Here is a 16594-nt window from a genome sequence, read left to right as displayed (position 1 = left end):
CATATAAATCAAAGAAAAAAGATATTGTTAGAAAAGATAATAAACAGTAGCTATAACAATATTACTGGCATAATTGTATTAAAAAACGGTGAAACATTATATGAAAATTACTATAATGGTTATACAGCTAATAACACCAGCCATGTTTTTTCAGTGACAAAAAGTATTATTTCCATATTGATTGGTATTGCCATAGATAAAGGGTACATCAAAAGTATCAACCAGAAAGTATTGGATTTTTTCCCGGATTACACAGTTAAAAGAGGAGAAAAAACGATACAGAGTGTTACCATTAAGGATATGCTGACTATGACAGCCCCATATAAATGTAAGTCAGAACCATATGCGAAGGTTTTCGCAAGCGATAGCTGGATAAAAGCTGGGCTTGATTTATTAGGAGGGAAGAGGCAGAACGGAGAGTTTAGGTATTCTCCTATTGTAGGAACACATATTTTATCAGGAATTCTTGTAAAAGCAACAGGACAATCAGTACTTAATTTTGCAAGAGAAAATTTGTTTTCGCCATTGGAAATTAATGTTGAACACAATGTAGTGTTACAAAATAAAGAAGAACATCTTGCCTTTTCCAAAGATAAAAATGTTAGCGGTTGGGTTGTTGACCCAGAAGGTATAAATACAGCAGGCTGGGGTCTTACCTTAACCCCAATGGATATGGCAAAAATAGGTCAATTGTACTTAAGTAATGGAATATGGAAAGATAAACAAATTATACCGGCGTGGTGGATAGATGAAAGTATAAAGGAGCATAGCCAAGGAGGAAAGCTATCCTATGGCTATCTGTGGTGGATTATTGATGATAAAGAACATATATATGCAGCTTTGGGACAGGGAGGAAATGCGATTTATGTTAATACAAAGAAAAAAATGGTAGTTTCTATTGCTTCTATTTTAAAGCCATATGCGAAGGATAGTTTAAAACTTATTAAAGATTATATTGAACCAATATTTGAGAATTGTGTATAATATATATTAATTTATCAGTGAGATTATGAGGCTAATCCAAAGTTTTACAAATTACAATTTGTTCAGGTGAAGATACTCAAAGGGATAGGATAGGCTTAAAATCCTATCTTTTTTTCATGAAAAGTATAATTAAAACTTGAACTTTAAATATTATTAATTATATTGTATATGGATAAATCTAAATTTTTTTATATATTTTTTCCAATGGAAATTAGTTTTGATTGAAGTTTTACATCATTTTTAACTTTATCAATAGTAGTACAGCCATGAATTATAATATTTCTGTTATTAACTAATCCCATTGCTTTTAAAGATTTACCTGTACTTTTGATATATTTTGAAAAAATAAAAGGTATAGGTGCACCATATGTACAAAGCATTATAACATTTCGTTTTCCAAAACGTGGTTTATGGTATTTGTCGGTAAGTGGATAACACCTATCGAGAAAGGTTTTTGTGTATCCGTTAACTTGGTTAATATAAATTGGCGATGATATTATCACAGTATCAGCAGTTTTAATATTTTCAAAAATCTCAGTAAAATCATCTTTCAAAACGCATACACCACCATTTTCTACACATTTTCTGCAACCTAAACAGTTTTTTATGTTAATTTTACAAAGCTCATATTTTAAACATATTGCTCCGTTTTCTTTTGCACCTTTAAGTATTCTATCCAAAGCAAATGCACCATTTCCATTAATATGGGGGCTACCTAAAATTGCTACAATTTTATGCATATTTAATTTACCATCCTTATAATTAAATCTGCACAATGCTTTGCTCCATTTTCACTTGCAATATTTTTACCCAACTGTTTTGCATTTTGTGTGACTTTGTCAGATAAAGCATAGTTTATTGATTCTACAAGCTTTTTTGCTGATAGCTGTTTTTTGTATATAGGTTTTGCTCCTACTCCAATGTCATAACTACGATGTGCCCATGCAAATTGGTCGTTGGAAAATGGAATAATAATAGACGGCACTCCTGCAGCAAACCCAGCTGCTGTTGTACCTGCTCCACCGTGGTGGCAGACAGCCAAGCATTTTGCAAATAGCCATGTATGGGGGATGCTATCTATTGCAAATATATTTTCAGGTAAGTTCTTAACATTACCCATACCACAAATAATTCCACGCTTATTTGTTTTTGATAAAGCCTCTTTTACATAATATATAAACCTATCTTTATCTTTTTCGTTAAATACAGAACCAAATCCAAAATAAATAGGTTTTTCACCCTTTGATAAAAACTCCACAAGTTCTTTTGGTGGAGTATATTCATCATTTTCTTGAGTAAACCAATAGCCAAATTGATAAACATTTTTATTCCAATCTCCTGGACGTGGAAAAACATAATTAGAACAACAAACAATAGATGGATTTTTTTCATCTACTCGTTCAAAAGGACAATCAAAATTTTCTGGTAGTTTACCGAATTTTTCTTTCCAATAAAGCATAACGCCTGTTTTAGATGCAATCCATAACATCCCCTGTAGCATTTTGTAAGACAGAGAAATAGGCATTTTAGTTTTCCCATAAGCGATAATTGATGGCACTTTAGAAGTTTTCAGCATAGGAAAAGGAGATGCCATAACAGATGGTATCCCCATTTGTTGTGCAGCGAAATAGCCAATAGTGCAACCAGGATGATATACAACAACATCACTACCAACACATGACTCATACATTTCATCAACCATCATTTTCGAATATTTTTTCATTTTGTTAAAGGTAAAAAGCATTTTAAGTGGATTTGTTGAACTTTGAGCAGCCTCTAGAAGCTTAGGGTCAATATCTACAGATTTATAATCTGCTGCAAGGGGAAAATGTTCTATTCCATAACTTGTAATAAAATCTCCAAAGCTTTTACCTGCTGCAATTCGTACATCTTCCCCCTGTTTTTTTAACTTAATAGCCAGAGCAATATATGGCTGAATATCTCCACGAGAACCACTACATAAAATCGTAATCATTATTGCCTCCTAAAATCCATTTGATTTGCACAACAGCTTGTTGTATGATTTTAGTGTATTCTACATATAAAAATTATTCAACCGACAATATCGATCAATATGTCGGATCTTATAAAGGAGCAGTTATGGCAAAATATAAAGAAATATCTACACAAACAAGACAAAACCTTATAGACGCTTTTTGGGAGCTTTATTGTGAGAAGCGTATTGAGAAAATAACAGTCCGTGAAATAACCACAAAAGCAGGATACAATCGAAGCACTTTTTACGAGTATTTTAATGACGTTTATGATGTTCTTGAGCAGATTGAAGAATCTCTTTTACCAAACATTGAAGACATGCCACCGCTTTTACCAACAATGGGCAATGAATCGGTACCTATAGATTCATTTATAAAGCTCTATTCAAGTAGTAGTAAGTATTATACTGTGCTTTTAGGGGATAATGGAGACCCTGCTTTTGCAGGTAAGATTAAAAATGGTATAAAAGCAAAACTATTGGAGCAATTAGAAACAAGTGAGAGCAATATGGAAATTGATTATACCCTTGAGTATATGTTATCTGCTATGATTGGCATATTAACCTATTGGTTTAAAAATAATGAAAATATCTCAAAAGAAGATTTAGTTAAGTTAATGTATGAGCTTATGAACAGTGAAGGTATAAATAAATTGGTTATGAAATTAAAAGTGTAATTATTATTATATTGGAAAAAGATTATAAAGAGCTTGATGTAATGTAAACATGGAGATATAAAGATGGGAAATGAAAAGCTAAAAGCCTTAAAAGCAGAAACTCAAACTTAAGGGGAAATAAATAATCAAGAAGATACACAAAGTACAAATGAAAGTGAAATAATAATAGATATTCCAACACCGTATATTCCAACGTGGATAGAGAACATATATTTCAATTAATGTTGTGCTTACTTAGAATCATTAGAGGGTTAAAGAAGTATCTTTAATTAAGGATATATTTACTATGAACCTCAATAATTGTGAACACATAGAAACAGTAGAATTTCAGAATTCTGCTGTTTTTTATATATTCTAATTTTAAGTTAAATCATATAAAATATTTCCCGAACGAGAATAAGAACAAATGTTTGTGTCGATGATTTAAATAGTAATAAACTAAGGAGGAATTGAGACATGAACAAATTATTAAATCCTAAAAATGATGTTGTATTTCAAAAAATATTTGGAGTAAAAGAAAACGAAAAGCTATTAATAAGCTTCTTAAATTCTATACTTGAACCCATGGGAAATGGAAAAATAAAAAGTATTACTTTAGAGGAGAAAGCACTAAATGTATCTTTGATTGTCAGTGAAAAGCTAAGTATTTTAGATATTAATGTAACAACAGAAAATAGTACTCATATCAATGTAGAAATACAGCTGATAAATCAGTATAATATGATTAGAAGGACAATATTTTACTTATCTAAAATGATATTAAAACAGTTGGTTAAAGGAGATAATTATAATCAACTTAATAAAACTATAACTATAAATATCTTAGATTTTGATTATATTAATGATGAGAAGTTTCATAGTAGTTATCATCTATATGAAGATGTGACAAAGAAATTACTAAGTGATATTGTTGAAATTCATTTTATAGAGCTTAAGAAGTTCGAAAAATCAAAGAAAGACTATAATAATAAGTTGCATAGATGGTTAAGCTTTTTAATAAATCCAGAGGGAAAGGAGATAGATATAATGAAAAAGGAAGATACTGAAATCAAGGAAGCAATGGATGTTCTATACAACATAAGTGGTGATAAAGAATTAATACAACTAGCTGAGATGAGAGATAAAGCTATAAGGGATGAGAAAAGTAGACTTCAAGGTGCTAGAGATGAAGGGATAAAGCAAGGAGCAAAAGATGCTTTAGCTAAAAGTACTATAAAACTTTTAAGGAAAAAATTTAAGGATATTCCAGAGAATATAATAGAGTCTATACTTAAATTATCTTTAGAAAAGATAGAAAAGATTAATGGAGATTTGTTTGATATAGAGTCCATTGAGGAGTTAAGGAAGTATATTTAATTAGGGATGTATTACCTATAAAACTAAGTAATTAGAAACAGTAGAATTTCAGAATTCTGCTGTTTTTTATGTAGTTATACATTAAACAAAGGAAAAATATGCTTTATATGGTATGAATTTATTGAGCAGTGGACAGGGAGATGGTACAATAAGGATATTGTTGATTAAATTTAAATAATAAGGATGAGGTAAAATAATATTCAATTTAGAAATAGTATTAAAGGTGAGTGAAATAAGTGGAAGTAATTGTTGAACTTTTAATTAGATTTTGGTATTTATGGGTGTTGGTAATTGCAGTAGCAATATTAGATCTTTTTATGCCAAGAATAAAGGGCTTCTTTGGAGAAAAATCAGTATCATTTTTCTTATCAAGACTTGATGAAAATAAGTATATGGTTATAAATGATATAATGCTACAGTTGGGAAGTAAGACAACCCAGATCGATCATGTTGTTGTATCTAATTATGGTGTTTTTGTTATTGAAACTAAAAACTATAAGGGAAGGATTATAGGGAATGAATTTGATGAATATTGGAAACAAAGAATTTATAGTTATAAGAAAGATATGTATAATCCAATAAGGCAGAATTACGGACATATACAAGCTCTAAAAAAAATACTAGGTAACTTCCCAGATGTGAATTACATTCCTATTGTAGTTTTCACTATTAATGCGGATTTAAAAGTTAAATGTAAAACAGATGTTATATATACAATAAATTTATTGAAGACAATTAAAAAATACAATAAACAGACATTAAGAGATTCTGTAAAAAAACAAATATACTCAAAGCTGATTTCTTTGAGTATTGATGGTAAAGAAAATAGGAAAGCTCATGTAGCACAAATTCAGAATCGACTAATTGATAATAAAAATAAAATAAGTAATGATATATGTCCTAGGTGTGGAGGCAAGTTAGTTTTGAGAAAAAGCAAATATGGTGAGTTTAAAGGGTGCAGCAATTATCCTAAATGTAGATTTATTTTGAAATAATAAGATAAATACTATAATGCTGTGCTTGCTATGAATGATTAATTATCAAAGAGGAGTTAAAGAAGTATATTTAACCATTAGTAAAAGACAAAAGGAACAATGATCAATTGTATTCTAGTATCTGTGGCATTGGGGAGATTAGAAGCACTAGTGATTCAAAAATTATTAATGAACTAAATAGGGGGGGTTACAATGATTTATTATAATAATGATAATTTACTTATACGCTCTATGATAAAGAGCGATATTGAAAATTTGGTTCATGGTTTTGCAGAACAAAATTGGCATAAACCATATGAACTATTTAATGACTATTATAATCAGCAAGAGAATATTGAAAGGTTAGTGATTATTGCTGAAATAAAGGGTGATGTTGCTGGATATGTTACATTACTTCCATGTACCAAAGTTGGTCCTTTTGCACATAAAAATATACCTGAAATTGTTGATTTTAATGTCCTTATTAAATATCAAAAAAGAGGTATAGGTAATAAGATCATGGATGTAGTAGAGAGCCTTGCAAAAGAAAAAAGTGATTTTGTTTCTCTATCGGTAGGACTACATTATGGTTATGGCTCTGCTCAAAGAATGTATGTAAAACGAGGATATATTCCAGATGGTACAGGGGTTTGGTATAATGGAAATCAATTAGAACAATATGCAAAATGTGAAAATGACGATGATTTGACTTTGTATTTTCTTAAATCATTTTTATAGAGCTTAAGATGGTGGAATATATAAAAATGAGATAACAAAAGCACTTAAAAATAATTAATTTAGTTAGCTTATTAAGCATATATAATTAAGAAAAGATATTACAAGGGGGAATTTGATGATAAAAGTAGAGAAAGTAACATCACCAGAAGAAAGATTTATTTTGAATAAAGAGTATATTAAGACTTTAGCATCGCCAATAGATGGTTACTGGGAAAATGTAATTATAGGGAATTCACAGTGCTATATAATTATTTATAATGGAAAGAAAGCAGGTCATTTTTTCGTCGACTCTAAAAAAACTTTAGTACAATTCTATACTTTTACAGAGTATTTTATACATGCACCAGAGATTTTTGAATATATTATTGCGAATAATATTGCCGAAAATGCTACTGTTTCTACTAAAGAGACAGAATTTCTATCTTTGTGTCTTGATTATCAGAAGAATATATCTATAGATTGTTATCTTTTTACTGATAACAAAAATATAAAATATGAATTGGCTAATTTTAAAGATGTGTCCTTCAAATTAGCTAAAAGCAATGATATAGTCACTATAAAAGCAAAATGTGACCCTGCATTTGAAGGTTATTATGAAGATTTAATAGAAAACAATCAACTATTCGTACTATACAGTGGTGACATTCTACTAGGAATAGGTGAATTTAGAATATTTAAATCAAATGAACAATATGGTGATATAGGAATGATTGTTGCAGAGGAATACCGTAAAAAGGGTATCGGAGCATATATTATAACTCAGCTAAAGGAACATTGCTATAGGAATAATTTAAAGCCCATGGCTTGCTGCAACCCTAAAAATATAGCTTCAAGAAAAACATTGGAAAAATCCGGATTCATAGCCAATCATAGAATTATATATGTAACTTTAAAGTGATGCTGCCATGAATTATCAACTTAAGGTGACAGCCATCATATGAGTAATGAGTTTTAAAAAGTAACATATTATCAATACTGTTATTAAACATAGCTAAACTTTTAAGGAAAAAATTTAAGGATATTTCAGAGAATATAATAGAGTCTATACTTAAATTATCTTTAGAAAAGATAGGAAAAATTAATGGAGATGTGTTTGATATAGAATCTTTAGAGAAGTTAAAGAAGTACCTTTAATTAGAAACACCTAGAAACAGTAGAATTTCTGAATTCTGCTGTTTTTTTATGTAGTTACAGGTTAAACAAAGGAAATATTTGTTGAATATGGTATGAATTTATTGAGCAGTGGACAGTGAGGTGGTAAAATAGAAATTAGAAAATCATAAATTATATTTGGTGTAATAAGGTGGAGTTATGAGTATTTTTTTTACAGAAAAAGATGACGGTATTTTTAATGAAAATAAACGAGATCCATTAGGTTTTCAACCTATATGGTCTTATTTTGGTTCAAAAGTAATCAATAACCTAACAACAGTAAGTGATGATTTTAGAGGATTTAGAGAAGCCTTGCTATGTTTAGATTTAGTAAATGATTATTGCCATATAAGAAAAAATGGGGATAGACGAAACTTAAAAAGCTATGTTTTAGCCTTTGAACAATTATTTATGTACTCAATAATTGAGCATGATAAAGATAATAAATATGAAAAAGTACTAGGCTCGGATAACTGGAAAAAGAAAAAGCCTAAGGTGTTATCAGTAAGAAATACAATCTTATCTAATCAAATCAACTTAGGGTATTATGGAAGATATAAAACCCCATTATATAATATGAAAATTCTCAATGATGAAAGTGATATAGAGCAGGAGATAAAAAAAGAGATTCCTAATTTATATGGAGACTCCTATGAAAAAATAAAAGAGGGAATCTTTGATTTTTTTGAAAAACTAGAGGTTAAGTCATTTGAACTACCTTATAATAAATTTCAACCTGTATTAGAAATGCAAAATGCTATATGTGGAAATTTGCGTGAAGGAGAATATGAATTTTGGAAAACTAAACTTAATGTAACGGATGAGTATCCTATAGTCAAAGCTTTTTATGAAAGTGAAGATGAAGACCCACAAACCCTAATTGAATCCATCTATAATAAGACAAGTGATACGGAGCTATCTGAAATAATAAGTATGGAATATTATATGCTATGCATAGAAAGAGTGTTTTATTTAATGCTTAATTGTGAAAGTATAGATAAAGTACGGGAGAAATTAGGTGATATAGAAAATCATAGGAAAAGATATGATAATATAAAAGATATTAAGATGAATGATGTTTCTAATTCTTTGAGGTGTAGATTTGAAGAGTTGAAAAAGTGTAATCCTTATGAAAAAGATTATATCTATAATATCTATGAGTATCACAAAGTAGTAAGTGATCAAAAAAGAAAAGATAAATGGCTTGATGTAAATGACGGTAGTATACAAGGTTTTGGGAATATAGGTGAAGTGGATATTAATAGATGGAATAGAGGATATTATATTTATTCTTTAAAAAGTATAAAGAAAAAACTAGAAGAATTAAGGTGTCAAAATGGAAAAGTTAAGAGATAAAATAAAAAAAGTATATGATGGATTTGATAAGGGGAAAGTTAAAAATATAGTTTTTACAACCTATGGATTTTCACCTAAATTCTTTCAAGATTCTATAATAACCTATTTAATGGGTAAAGATAAAATTCAGACAATAAAAGACCTTAAAGATGCAGATAAATGGATTAAGGATAATGGAATTAATATATTTTATGATAAAAATGGAGCTTACGATTTAGATGCTGCCATAACATTAGATTCTAATGCAGTAAATATTAAAACAGGGGTTTTTCATCCTAAATTAATTGTTATATATGGTATGAAGAATGGAGAAGAATGTGTATGGTTATTTGTTTCCTCTGCTAATCTAACAGTATCAGGTTATGGAGTGAATATAGAAGGTGTTTATGAAGGGGAGGTTACTGAAAAACAAGTTGCAAAAGAACTTCGTAACTTTTTAAAGTATTTATATGAAGAGTGGGATATTAAATCACCTAATGGGGAAATAAGGAAAGAAGTAGAGCCTCTTTTAAAATATCTAAACAAAAGAAAATTTGATGATACTCAGGGTATTGAATTATTCTGCAATAATGGGGGAGCAGGAAGTAAAAGTTTAATTAAAAAGTTTTCAGGTATGAAAGGTGAGGTTAGGATAATATCACCTTATTTTAGTGAAGATATAGAAAGTTTGATTCGTGAACTTACAGAAGAAAGAAGAAATATAACAATAATACCTGCTTTAAACGGGGATAAGTTTCAAATTACTAAAGAAACTTATAAAAGATTAAAAGATAACGGGGTTTGTTTTAAAATGATTGACTCTACTAGGTTTCCCCATGTGAAAATGTACAAGGTAGGTAGTTCAATTGTGGTAGGATCACATAATTTTACCGGAAACGCTTTAAAGGATTTAAATTGTGAAGCTTCAATAATAATAAAAAATAAAAGATTTCCTGAAATAAGTCTTATAGATATCAATAATGATGAAATGTTCTGTGATGAATTTAATGAAGTAAATAATAAAGATGAAATAAGGATAACAAAGAACAATATTTATATTACTGTGGAAGTTGATTGGAAAGAAAAAGAAATTAAGATTAATTCAGAGAAACTCAGTAAAGATAGAAAGGTTTATATAAAAATTGGAGAATGTAAAATATCAAAAGAAAAATTTAATGAAAGCCTACCTATGGAATTATTAAAAAATTATGATAATACTAATGTGTTAGCAGAGACAATTTTGGTAAATAAGTATTTTGAAGTTTTTGAAGATGATATAAGAATTTATAGAGGTATAATTTATGAAAGAAATTGGGAGGAGTATAGACCTGAAATAAGATGTAATGGACTAGATGAAGCTCTTGAAGAATGGTTTTATTCTAACAATATAGATGACATTAGTAATAATCCAAGTTGGAATTTAAGGCCTATAGGTAATGGTATAGAGGATGAGTACATAAATAATATTCAAGTTAATGGAAGAGAAAAAAGTGATGTTTTTGATAATTATTTTTATATATTTAGATCTCTTCACTTTATAAATAAAGCCATAGAAAATATTAAGGATAATACTGAAAGAAAGCTTTATGAAATTTTTAGAACCTTACCAAACAGTATTTATAATATAAGAGAACTTGCTAAAAAAATTAAGTATGAAAATAATGGGAGCAAGGAAGATGAAAGAATAAAAAAATGGATTATTTTCAATGAATTATTAATGAGCACTTCTTTAATAAAAGAAAAGTTAAATACATCTGATGTTATATTTTTAGTTGAAATAAAAAAGATGAAAAAAGAGTTAACTAAAGATATATCTATTAATGAAAAGGCTTTAAACACTATGAGAGGTGTTAAATATGTTAGATGGCTTAAAGAAGAGTTTGGGTACAAGTAGAGGTGAGAGGATGAGCTTTATTGAAGATGTCACATTAGATAAGGTTAAAAGTGTAATTACTTTTAGGGGAAAAAGTGATTTGTTGAAGAGCGATGACATATCAGATATTCAGGAAAAAGGTACCTGTGCATTAATTAATATATTACAAAAAAGTCCTGTAGCTTATTTGGCAGACGAGGTAGGAATGGGTAAAACCTATCAAGCATTAGCAGTAGCTACAATGGTATTAAATGATAATCCAAAGGCTAAAATATTAATTATTGTTTCAAAGGAAAATATACAAGACAATTGGGAAAGAGATTTTGATAAATTTAGAAGTAACAATATAATAGAGCCTTTTGATTCAAAGGCTGTAGTTATGAAAAAATACAATAGACCTATTGATTTTATTGAAGACTATTTAAATAGAGAAAAGAGGTCATTATCACTAATGAGATTAACCTCTTTTAGTGCCGTTCTTAGAAGCATTTGTAAGTCTAATGATAATGGTAAATACTATTTCGAAAATCTTATAAAAGGATTAAAGGAGAAAAATTTAATTAAAGATGTTGACCATAAGAACCTTAATTATAGAGAATTGACACCAAAACAAGTAGCTGATTATTATGGGTATGTAATTAATCAAAGCGTAGAAAATTTTGATTTAGTTATTATAGATGAAGCACAAAATATAAGAAATGAAAATATTGCTACAACCTTTTTAAATTCTATGCTAGGGTTATCTCAAAACTTTTCAGATGAAAAAATGTTAAAATATTGTTTTAAAAACAGAAGATGTATTGCTAATAAGACGTTACTATTAAGTGCTACCCCAGCTCATAGATCCTTGAATGATATACATAGTCAGTTTAAATACTTTAATCTAGATGAAGAGAAGATAGATAGAAAATTTTTAGAAAAATATATGGTTCGTAGATTAAGAACTTATGGAGAGCTTACAAAATATGATTGCAGAGAGTCAAAGGCAGAGGATTTAAATGATATTATGAATGTTGATCAAAAGTTATTAGTGGCTCTGATTCAAAAAAAGCTAGTTTTAGAATTAGATAAAAACCAAAAGAAGGACAATAAGGCTAGTTATAAAATTGGATTTTTAGAGACTTTTGAAAGCTTTGATCCAAGCAATACCTCTTCTTTAAGTGATAATAATGATGAAGATAATGAATACGAGAATGATATACAAAAAGATTTTGAAAATGGAGATGAAAATAAGTCATCTTTAGGAACAATAGCACCAGATAAAGTAGTAATGGAGGAGTTATCAAAATCTTATAGGAAAAGATTCAAAGATGAAAGTAACTATCCACCTCATCCAAAATTAGATTATATGGAAAAAGAGTTACATAAGTTAATTAGAGTAGACAATGATGAATCCGAAAAAGCTTTAGTTTTTGTTAGAAGAATTGCATCTGTAAATGAATTGGAAAAAAGACTTAATACAAAGTATGAAGAATCTATTATAGAATATTGGAATAGGATATTGAAAAAGAGAAGTGTGAATGGAATTAAAAAATATTTTGAAACAGGATATAAAAATAAGATAAATGGTAAGAATGATGTAGATGATGATATTGAAGAAGATGAAGAAGTTGCAGTTTCAGAAGATAGTAACAAAGATGAGGGTAAAGGTGACTTATCGAAGTGGTTAGCTATTAAAAAAGAAAATGTAAAGAATGAATCTTCAGTATCCAAGTTTAGAAAGAGCTTAACCCTTAATAATACAAGAACATGGATATTTGAAGAAAACTATATTAAAACTATATGTAAAACTAAGAATATAAATTATAGTAATGAATTGAAGAAAATTGTAGATAAGGATTTTATCAGTGAATATAAAAGATACTTAGAAAGTAACTATGATTTTTTTTATAAAAATACAAAGAACAATGCTTTAAAGCCTTCAGTAACCTTCTTTTTATTAAACAATTTGGCATTAAAGAGAATATGTAAAAAGTATCCAAGCTATAAAAACTTGTATGATTTTCATACTAAGTTCTATAGTATAGATAAACTTTCATTTAAAGAAAATAGTGACAAAAAAGTAAGTGTAACAAAAAAAGATATTATAAAAAGATTAAACCATGGATCTATCTGGAATGAAATTATGAAATCAGATAGATATAAATTCTTAAAAGAATTTAAGAGTCAGGATGATTTTAAGAAAAGAGAAGTCTTAAAAATATGGATTTCAAAGTTTATAAGAAATAGTGAAATGATATTAGATCTTCTATACTATTATGTCACAAATGATTCAGAAGACTATTATAAGAAGTTTAGCAAGTATTTAATAGATAAACATAGTAGGAATACTTTTAGATTTGATAAACTTATTGAAAATTATGAACAGATACGAAGAAATCTAATAAAAAATGATGAATATGAGACCTTTGAAGCAATTAACTATAAGGATTTTAAAGCGACATTATTTGATAAACAAACAAGAGTAGTAGGAGCTGTTGGAGGTAAAAATAACAACCTTACTATTCAGAGATTTAACACTCCTTTTTATCCAGATGTAGTAATCTGTACTGATGTATTCAAAGAAGGAATTAATTTACACATGTTTTGTTCAAAGGTTTATCAATATGGATTTGCCTGGACACCTGGAGACTTAGAACAAAGAATAGGAAGGGTAGATAGGTATTTTAGTAAGACTCATAGAGAAATAAATAAGGGAAATAAGGATGCTAAGGTAATAATTCATTATCCTTACATGGGAAATACAATAGATGAGCAACAATTAAAAACTGTGTTAAAGTTTAAAATTCAAATAGATCCATTATTGGATTTTAAAGAGAGAGCGCAAGGTGATTGTAAAGATATTAATTTAGAAGTTATTGATCACAATACTGTTGAGGAATTAGTAAACTATAAACCTGGAGATTCTGAAAGAGACAAAATGCCTTATTCAGGAATAGAGTACATTAAATAAGTTCATCTTAAAAAACTAAATAGGTAATTTATAAAAAACAGTAGAATTTCATAATTCTGCTGTTTTTTATGTAGTTTCAGGTTAAACAAAGGAAATATTTGTTGAATATGGTATGAATTTATTGAGCAGTGGACAGGGAGGTGGTACAATATATGTGTAACGTGTAATATATTGGAGGATGGGTTAATGCATCTTTAAGATATAAGAAATAAAGAAGCCATAGGGAAGGGGTGGAGCATGAGTAACAAGGATATTATAAATGAAAATAATTCATTAATAGAAGACTTTCAGGACAATCAAATTCATGTTAAGGATATTACATCCTCAATTATTACTAATCCGTATGGTGCTATTACCTTACCTTATAATGGTGGTGTAGATTTAAATAGCTTTTCACGAATATTGGAAGATAAATTAAGCAGTAGCTATAAAATATTTTGGTTCTTTGGAATCTACGAAGAGATAATTAAGAGAAATAAGTACATATCCTTTAGAAAACTTGTATGTAGAATGATAGTGGGAGCATGGTATCCTGTTACTCAATACAAACTTAGTTTAGGAATTCAAGACAGGCTCTATGATTTAGTTATATTAATCCATGAAAAATATAATATACCTTGTGATATGAATAAAAATAAACTATTAGAGTTTATAGAAAATATAGAGGATGTTGAAGTTGAAAAAAGGATTAAAAAACTTCGTGATTATGTACCTTATAGACTTTTAACTCCCTTCTTTGCTAAGGAATTAGCATTAACAAAGGATATATTTAAGAAGAATGGTACTAAGAGAAATAAGTTTATAGCTGAGCTGACCAATCTAGATGAGAGAGCTATATATAAAATAGATACTCCTAATAAGATTATAGAAATTAATGAATCTTGGTATAAGTACATAAGAGCTAATCAAACTATAATATGTGGATGGATGCATTATAACCTGGTTTGTTATCTTCAAAAGAGAAATCCTAACGTACCAGCAATTCCATTTAAAATCACAGCACCAGGTAAAAGGGATCTAAGTAAGGCAACTAAGCTTTGGACAGAGATAAATAGGGATAAAACTGTTAGTGATATTTATACAGGAAAGGAACTAACAGAAGAGAACTTCTCTAATTATGGAAATCTAAGCATAGACCACTTTATTCCCTGGAGCTTTGTACTACATGATGAACTATGGAATTTAGCACCTACCTTTAAAAATATAAACAGCCAAAAGAGTAATAAACTGCCTGAACTTAGCTTATACATGGACAAGTTCTGTGAAATTCAATACAAAAGCTTTGATATAATGCAGAGAAATCCTAAAAGATATAAGAAATACTTAGAAGGATATTTATCCATAAATATGGCTGCAAACAATGAAAGGAAAATTGAAAAAGATGAGTTTAACCAGAAGTTAAAAGCAAATATAGAGCCACTGTATCAGATAGCTTTTAATCAGGGGTATGGGGTTTGGGAGAGGTAATAAGATATATTAAAATTTTATATGATGAAATTTAGGATGATTAAGAGTGAATCGTATCATAAATAAATGAGGTTTATTGTCTTAGGCATTGATATAACTTGTCTAAGACTATTTTTATAGATAAAAATATCGTATTATAAGTAATAATGTGTTTACAAAATATATTATAATAAAAAGTAAATAATATTAAGTAAAAGACAAATAGGAATTAGGAGGTAAATAATGAGCACACTGTTCAGAAATCATTCATATTTTTCACAAATATTAAAACATAAAGATTTACCAATATATAAGACAGATGAATTTGATTTTTTTAGATGTGTTAATGTTGATAATTGGGTATATGGAAAAACTATAAGTGAATTACATGCAGGAAATCTAAGAGTGAATAATAATAATAGAAGATATTCAAAGTTGTTCCCTGATGAAAAAATATCTTATTGGGCTGACAGTAAGTCTACTGCTTTATCTGAAATAAAAAAACATAATGGTAATAAAAATTATTTAACATTTTGGGCTTATGATGATGCAAGTAGTACTTTTCCTATATTAGATAATGAAGAATGTTTAGTAATTATTGATGGAATAAATTTGAATTTCCATAAAATACTTTTAAAGATAGAGAATAATAAAGAATTAACAATAGAAGAGACAGATTTGGTGGAATTAATTAAGAAAGAGAGACCTGATTGTTTGGCATACAAATCAGTTGCAAATAAAAATGGTGTAAATTTTTTGTTTTTTGAAAAAGGTTTTAAAAAACTCTCATTACGAGAAACAAGATTATACTTTGGTGAAAGAAAAAGTAAAAACACTATAACAATACCTTGTACTATAAGTTGCGATTATTCACCTATTATTAAAAATTATGGTAAGTATTTTGAACCTATAGTAAGGGAAAGAATGAATAGTGAATATGAGTATACAGAAGAATATAAGACACATCTTATTAATTATGAAAATTCTTTAAGTAAATTACGCAGAAATAATTAAAACAAATTCAAAGTTTTCTAAAGAAGCTAGATAATATTTTAAGGCTATAAATATAGAAAATATAGTTTTAATCAATGGTATCTAGTTAGCATAATATAT

Annotated in this window: 14 protein-coding genes; 12 read left to right on the top strand and 2 right to left on the bottom strand. The window is 28.4% G+C overall.

Annotated elements, in window-relative coordinates; all coding sequences use genetic code 11:
* The first annotated feature begins 3 nt into the window (after positions 1 to 3).
* Positions 4 to 984 carry a serine hydrolase domain-containing protein gene (locus tag B2S02_RS02425; protein WP_346920278.1) on the top strand — a complete coding sequence of 327 codons (981 nt, stop codon included), beginning with the start codon at positions 4 to 6 and terminating at the stop codon, positions 982 to 984.
* 188 nt (positions 985 to 1172) lie between these two features.
* Here the strand turns inward: B2S02_RS02425 and B2S02_RS02420 are convergent, their stop codons facing one another.
* Both B2S02_RS02420 and B2S02_RS02415 read right to left on the bottom strand, forming a co-directional pair.
* Positions 1173 to 1760: a flavodoxin family protein gene (locus B2S02_RS02420; protein ID WP_346920222.1), complete on the bottom strand. Its 588-nt coding sequence runs from the start codon at positions 1758 to 1760 to the stop codon at positions 1173 to 1175.
* Positions 1727 to 2959 (bottom strand): glycosyltransferase, encoded by a 1233-nt coding sequence (locus tag B2S02_RS02415; protein ID WP_346920221.1) that lies wholly within the window; start codon positions 2957 to 2959, stop codon positions 1727 to 1729. The genes B2S02_RS02420 and B2S02_RS02415 overlap by 34 nt, the downstream gene beginning before the upstream one ends.
* Before the next feature lie 125 nt (positions 2960 to 3084).
* Between B2S02_RS02415 and B2S02_RS02410 the strand changes: the two genes are divergently transcribed.
* The 11 genes from B2S02_RS02410 (at position 3085) to B2S02_RS02365 (ending at position 16495) form a co-directional block, all read left to right on the top strand.
* Positions 3085 to 3654, top strand: a complete 570-nt coding sequence (locus B2S02_RS02410) for a TetR/AcrR family transcriptional regulator (RefSeq protein ID WP_346878929.1) — start codon at positions 3085 to 3087, stop codon at positions 3652 to 3654.
* A gap of 456 nt (positions 3655 to 4110) precedes the next feature.
* Positions 4111 to 5010, top strand: coding sequence for an Rpn family recombination-promoting nuclease/putative transposase (locus tag B2S02_RS02405; RefSeq protein ID WP_346920220.1), 900 nt, complete (start codon positions 4111 to 4113; stop codon positions 5008 to 5010).
* Positions 5011 to 5246: 236 nt separating this feature from the next.
* Positions 5247 to 6005 carry an NERD domain-containing protein gene (locus B2S02_RS02400; protein WP_346920219.1) on the top strand — a complete coding sequence of 253 codons (759 nt, stop codon included), beginning with the start codon at positions 5247 to 5249 and terminating at the stop codon, positions 6003 to 6005.
* 192 nt (positions 6006 to 6197) lie between these two features.
* Positions 6198 to 6722 carry a GNAT family N-acetyltransferase gene (locus B2S02_RS02395; protein WP_346876834.1) on the top strand — a complete coding sequence of 175 codons (525 nt, stop codon included), beginning with the start codon at positions 6198 to 6200 and terminating at the stop codon, positions 6720 to 6722.
* A gap of 115 nt (positions 6723 to 6837) precedes the next feature.
* On the top strand, positions 6838 to 7620 hold the full coding sequence (locus B2S02_RS02390) for a GNAT family N-acetyltransferase (protein ID WP_346920218.1): 783 nt from the start codon (positions 6838 to 6840) through the stop codon (positions 7618 to 7620).
* A 65-nt stretch (positions 7621 to 7685) separates the two neighbouring features.
* A complete protein-coding gene (locus B2S02_RS18220; protein ID WP_414632885.1) occupies positions 7686 to 7856 on the top strand; it encodes a DUF4351 domain-containing protein in 171 nt (56 codons plus the stop codon).
* Positions 7857 to 8033: 177 nt separating this feature from the next.
* The gene (locus B2S02_RS02385; protein ID WP_346920217.1) at positions 8034 to 9230 is read left to right on the top strand and encodes a hypothetical protein; all 1197 of its coding nucleotides are present in this window, start codon (positions 8034 to 8036) and stop codon (positions 9228 to 9230) included.
* The gene (locus B2S02_RS02380) at positions 9211 to 11103 is read left to right on the top strand and encodes a phospholipase D-like domain-containing protein (RefSeq protein WP_346920216.1); all 1893 of its coding nucleotides are present in this window, start codon (positions 9211 to 9213) and stop codon (positions 11101 to 11103) included. The genes B2S02_RS02385 and B2S02_RS02380 overlap by 20 nt, the downstream gene beginning before the upstream one ends.
* Complete coding sequence (locus B2S02_RS02375; protein ID WP_346920215.1) at positions 11066 to 14035, top strand: DEAD/DEAH box helicase; 2970 nt, start codon at positions 11066 to 11068, stop codon at positions 14033 to 14035. The genes B2S02_RS02380 and B2S02_RS02375 overlap by 38 nt, the downstream gene beginning before the upstream one ends.
* A 237-nt stretch (positions 14036 to 14272) precedes the next feature.
* Positions 14273 to 15502 carry an HNH endonuclease domain-containing protein gene (locus B2S02_RS02370; RefSeq protein ID WP_346920214.1) on the top strand — a complete coding sequence of 410 codons (1230 nt, stop codon included), beginning with the start codon at positions 14273 to 14275 and terminating at the stop codon, positions 15500 to 15502.
* Between the two features lie 222 nt (positions 15503 to 15724).
* Positions 15725 to 16495: a hypothetical protein gene (locus B2S02_RS02365; RefSeq protein WP_346920213.1), complete on the top strand. Its 771-nt coding sequence runs from the start codon at positions 15725 to 15727 to the stop codon at positions 16493 to 16495.
* Positions 16496 to 16594 lie beyond the last annotated feature (99 nt).

This window comes from Clostridium sp. UBA7339 (assembly GCF_002470865.1).
In the GTDB taxonomy this organism is placed as follows: Bacteria; Bacillota; Clostridia; order Clostridiales; family Clostridiaceae; genus Clostridium_J; species Clostridium_J sulfidigenes.
This window is presented reverse-complemented; position numbering and strand designations above follow the sequence as displayed.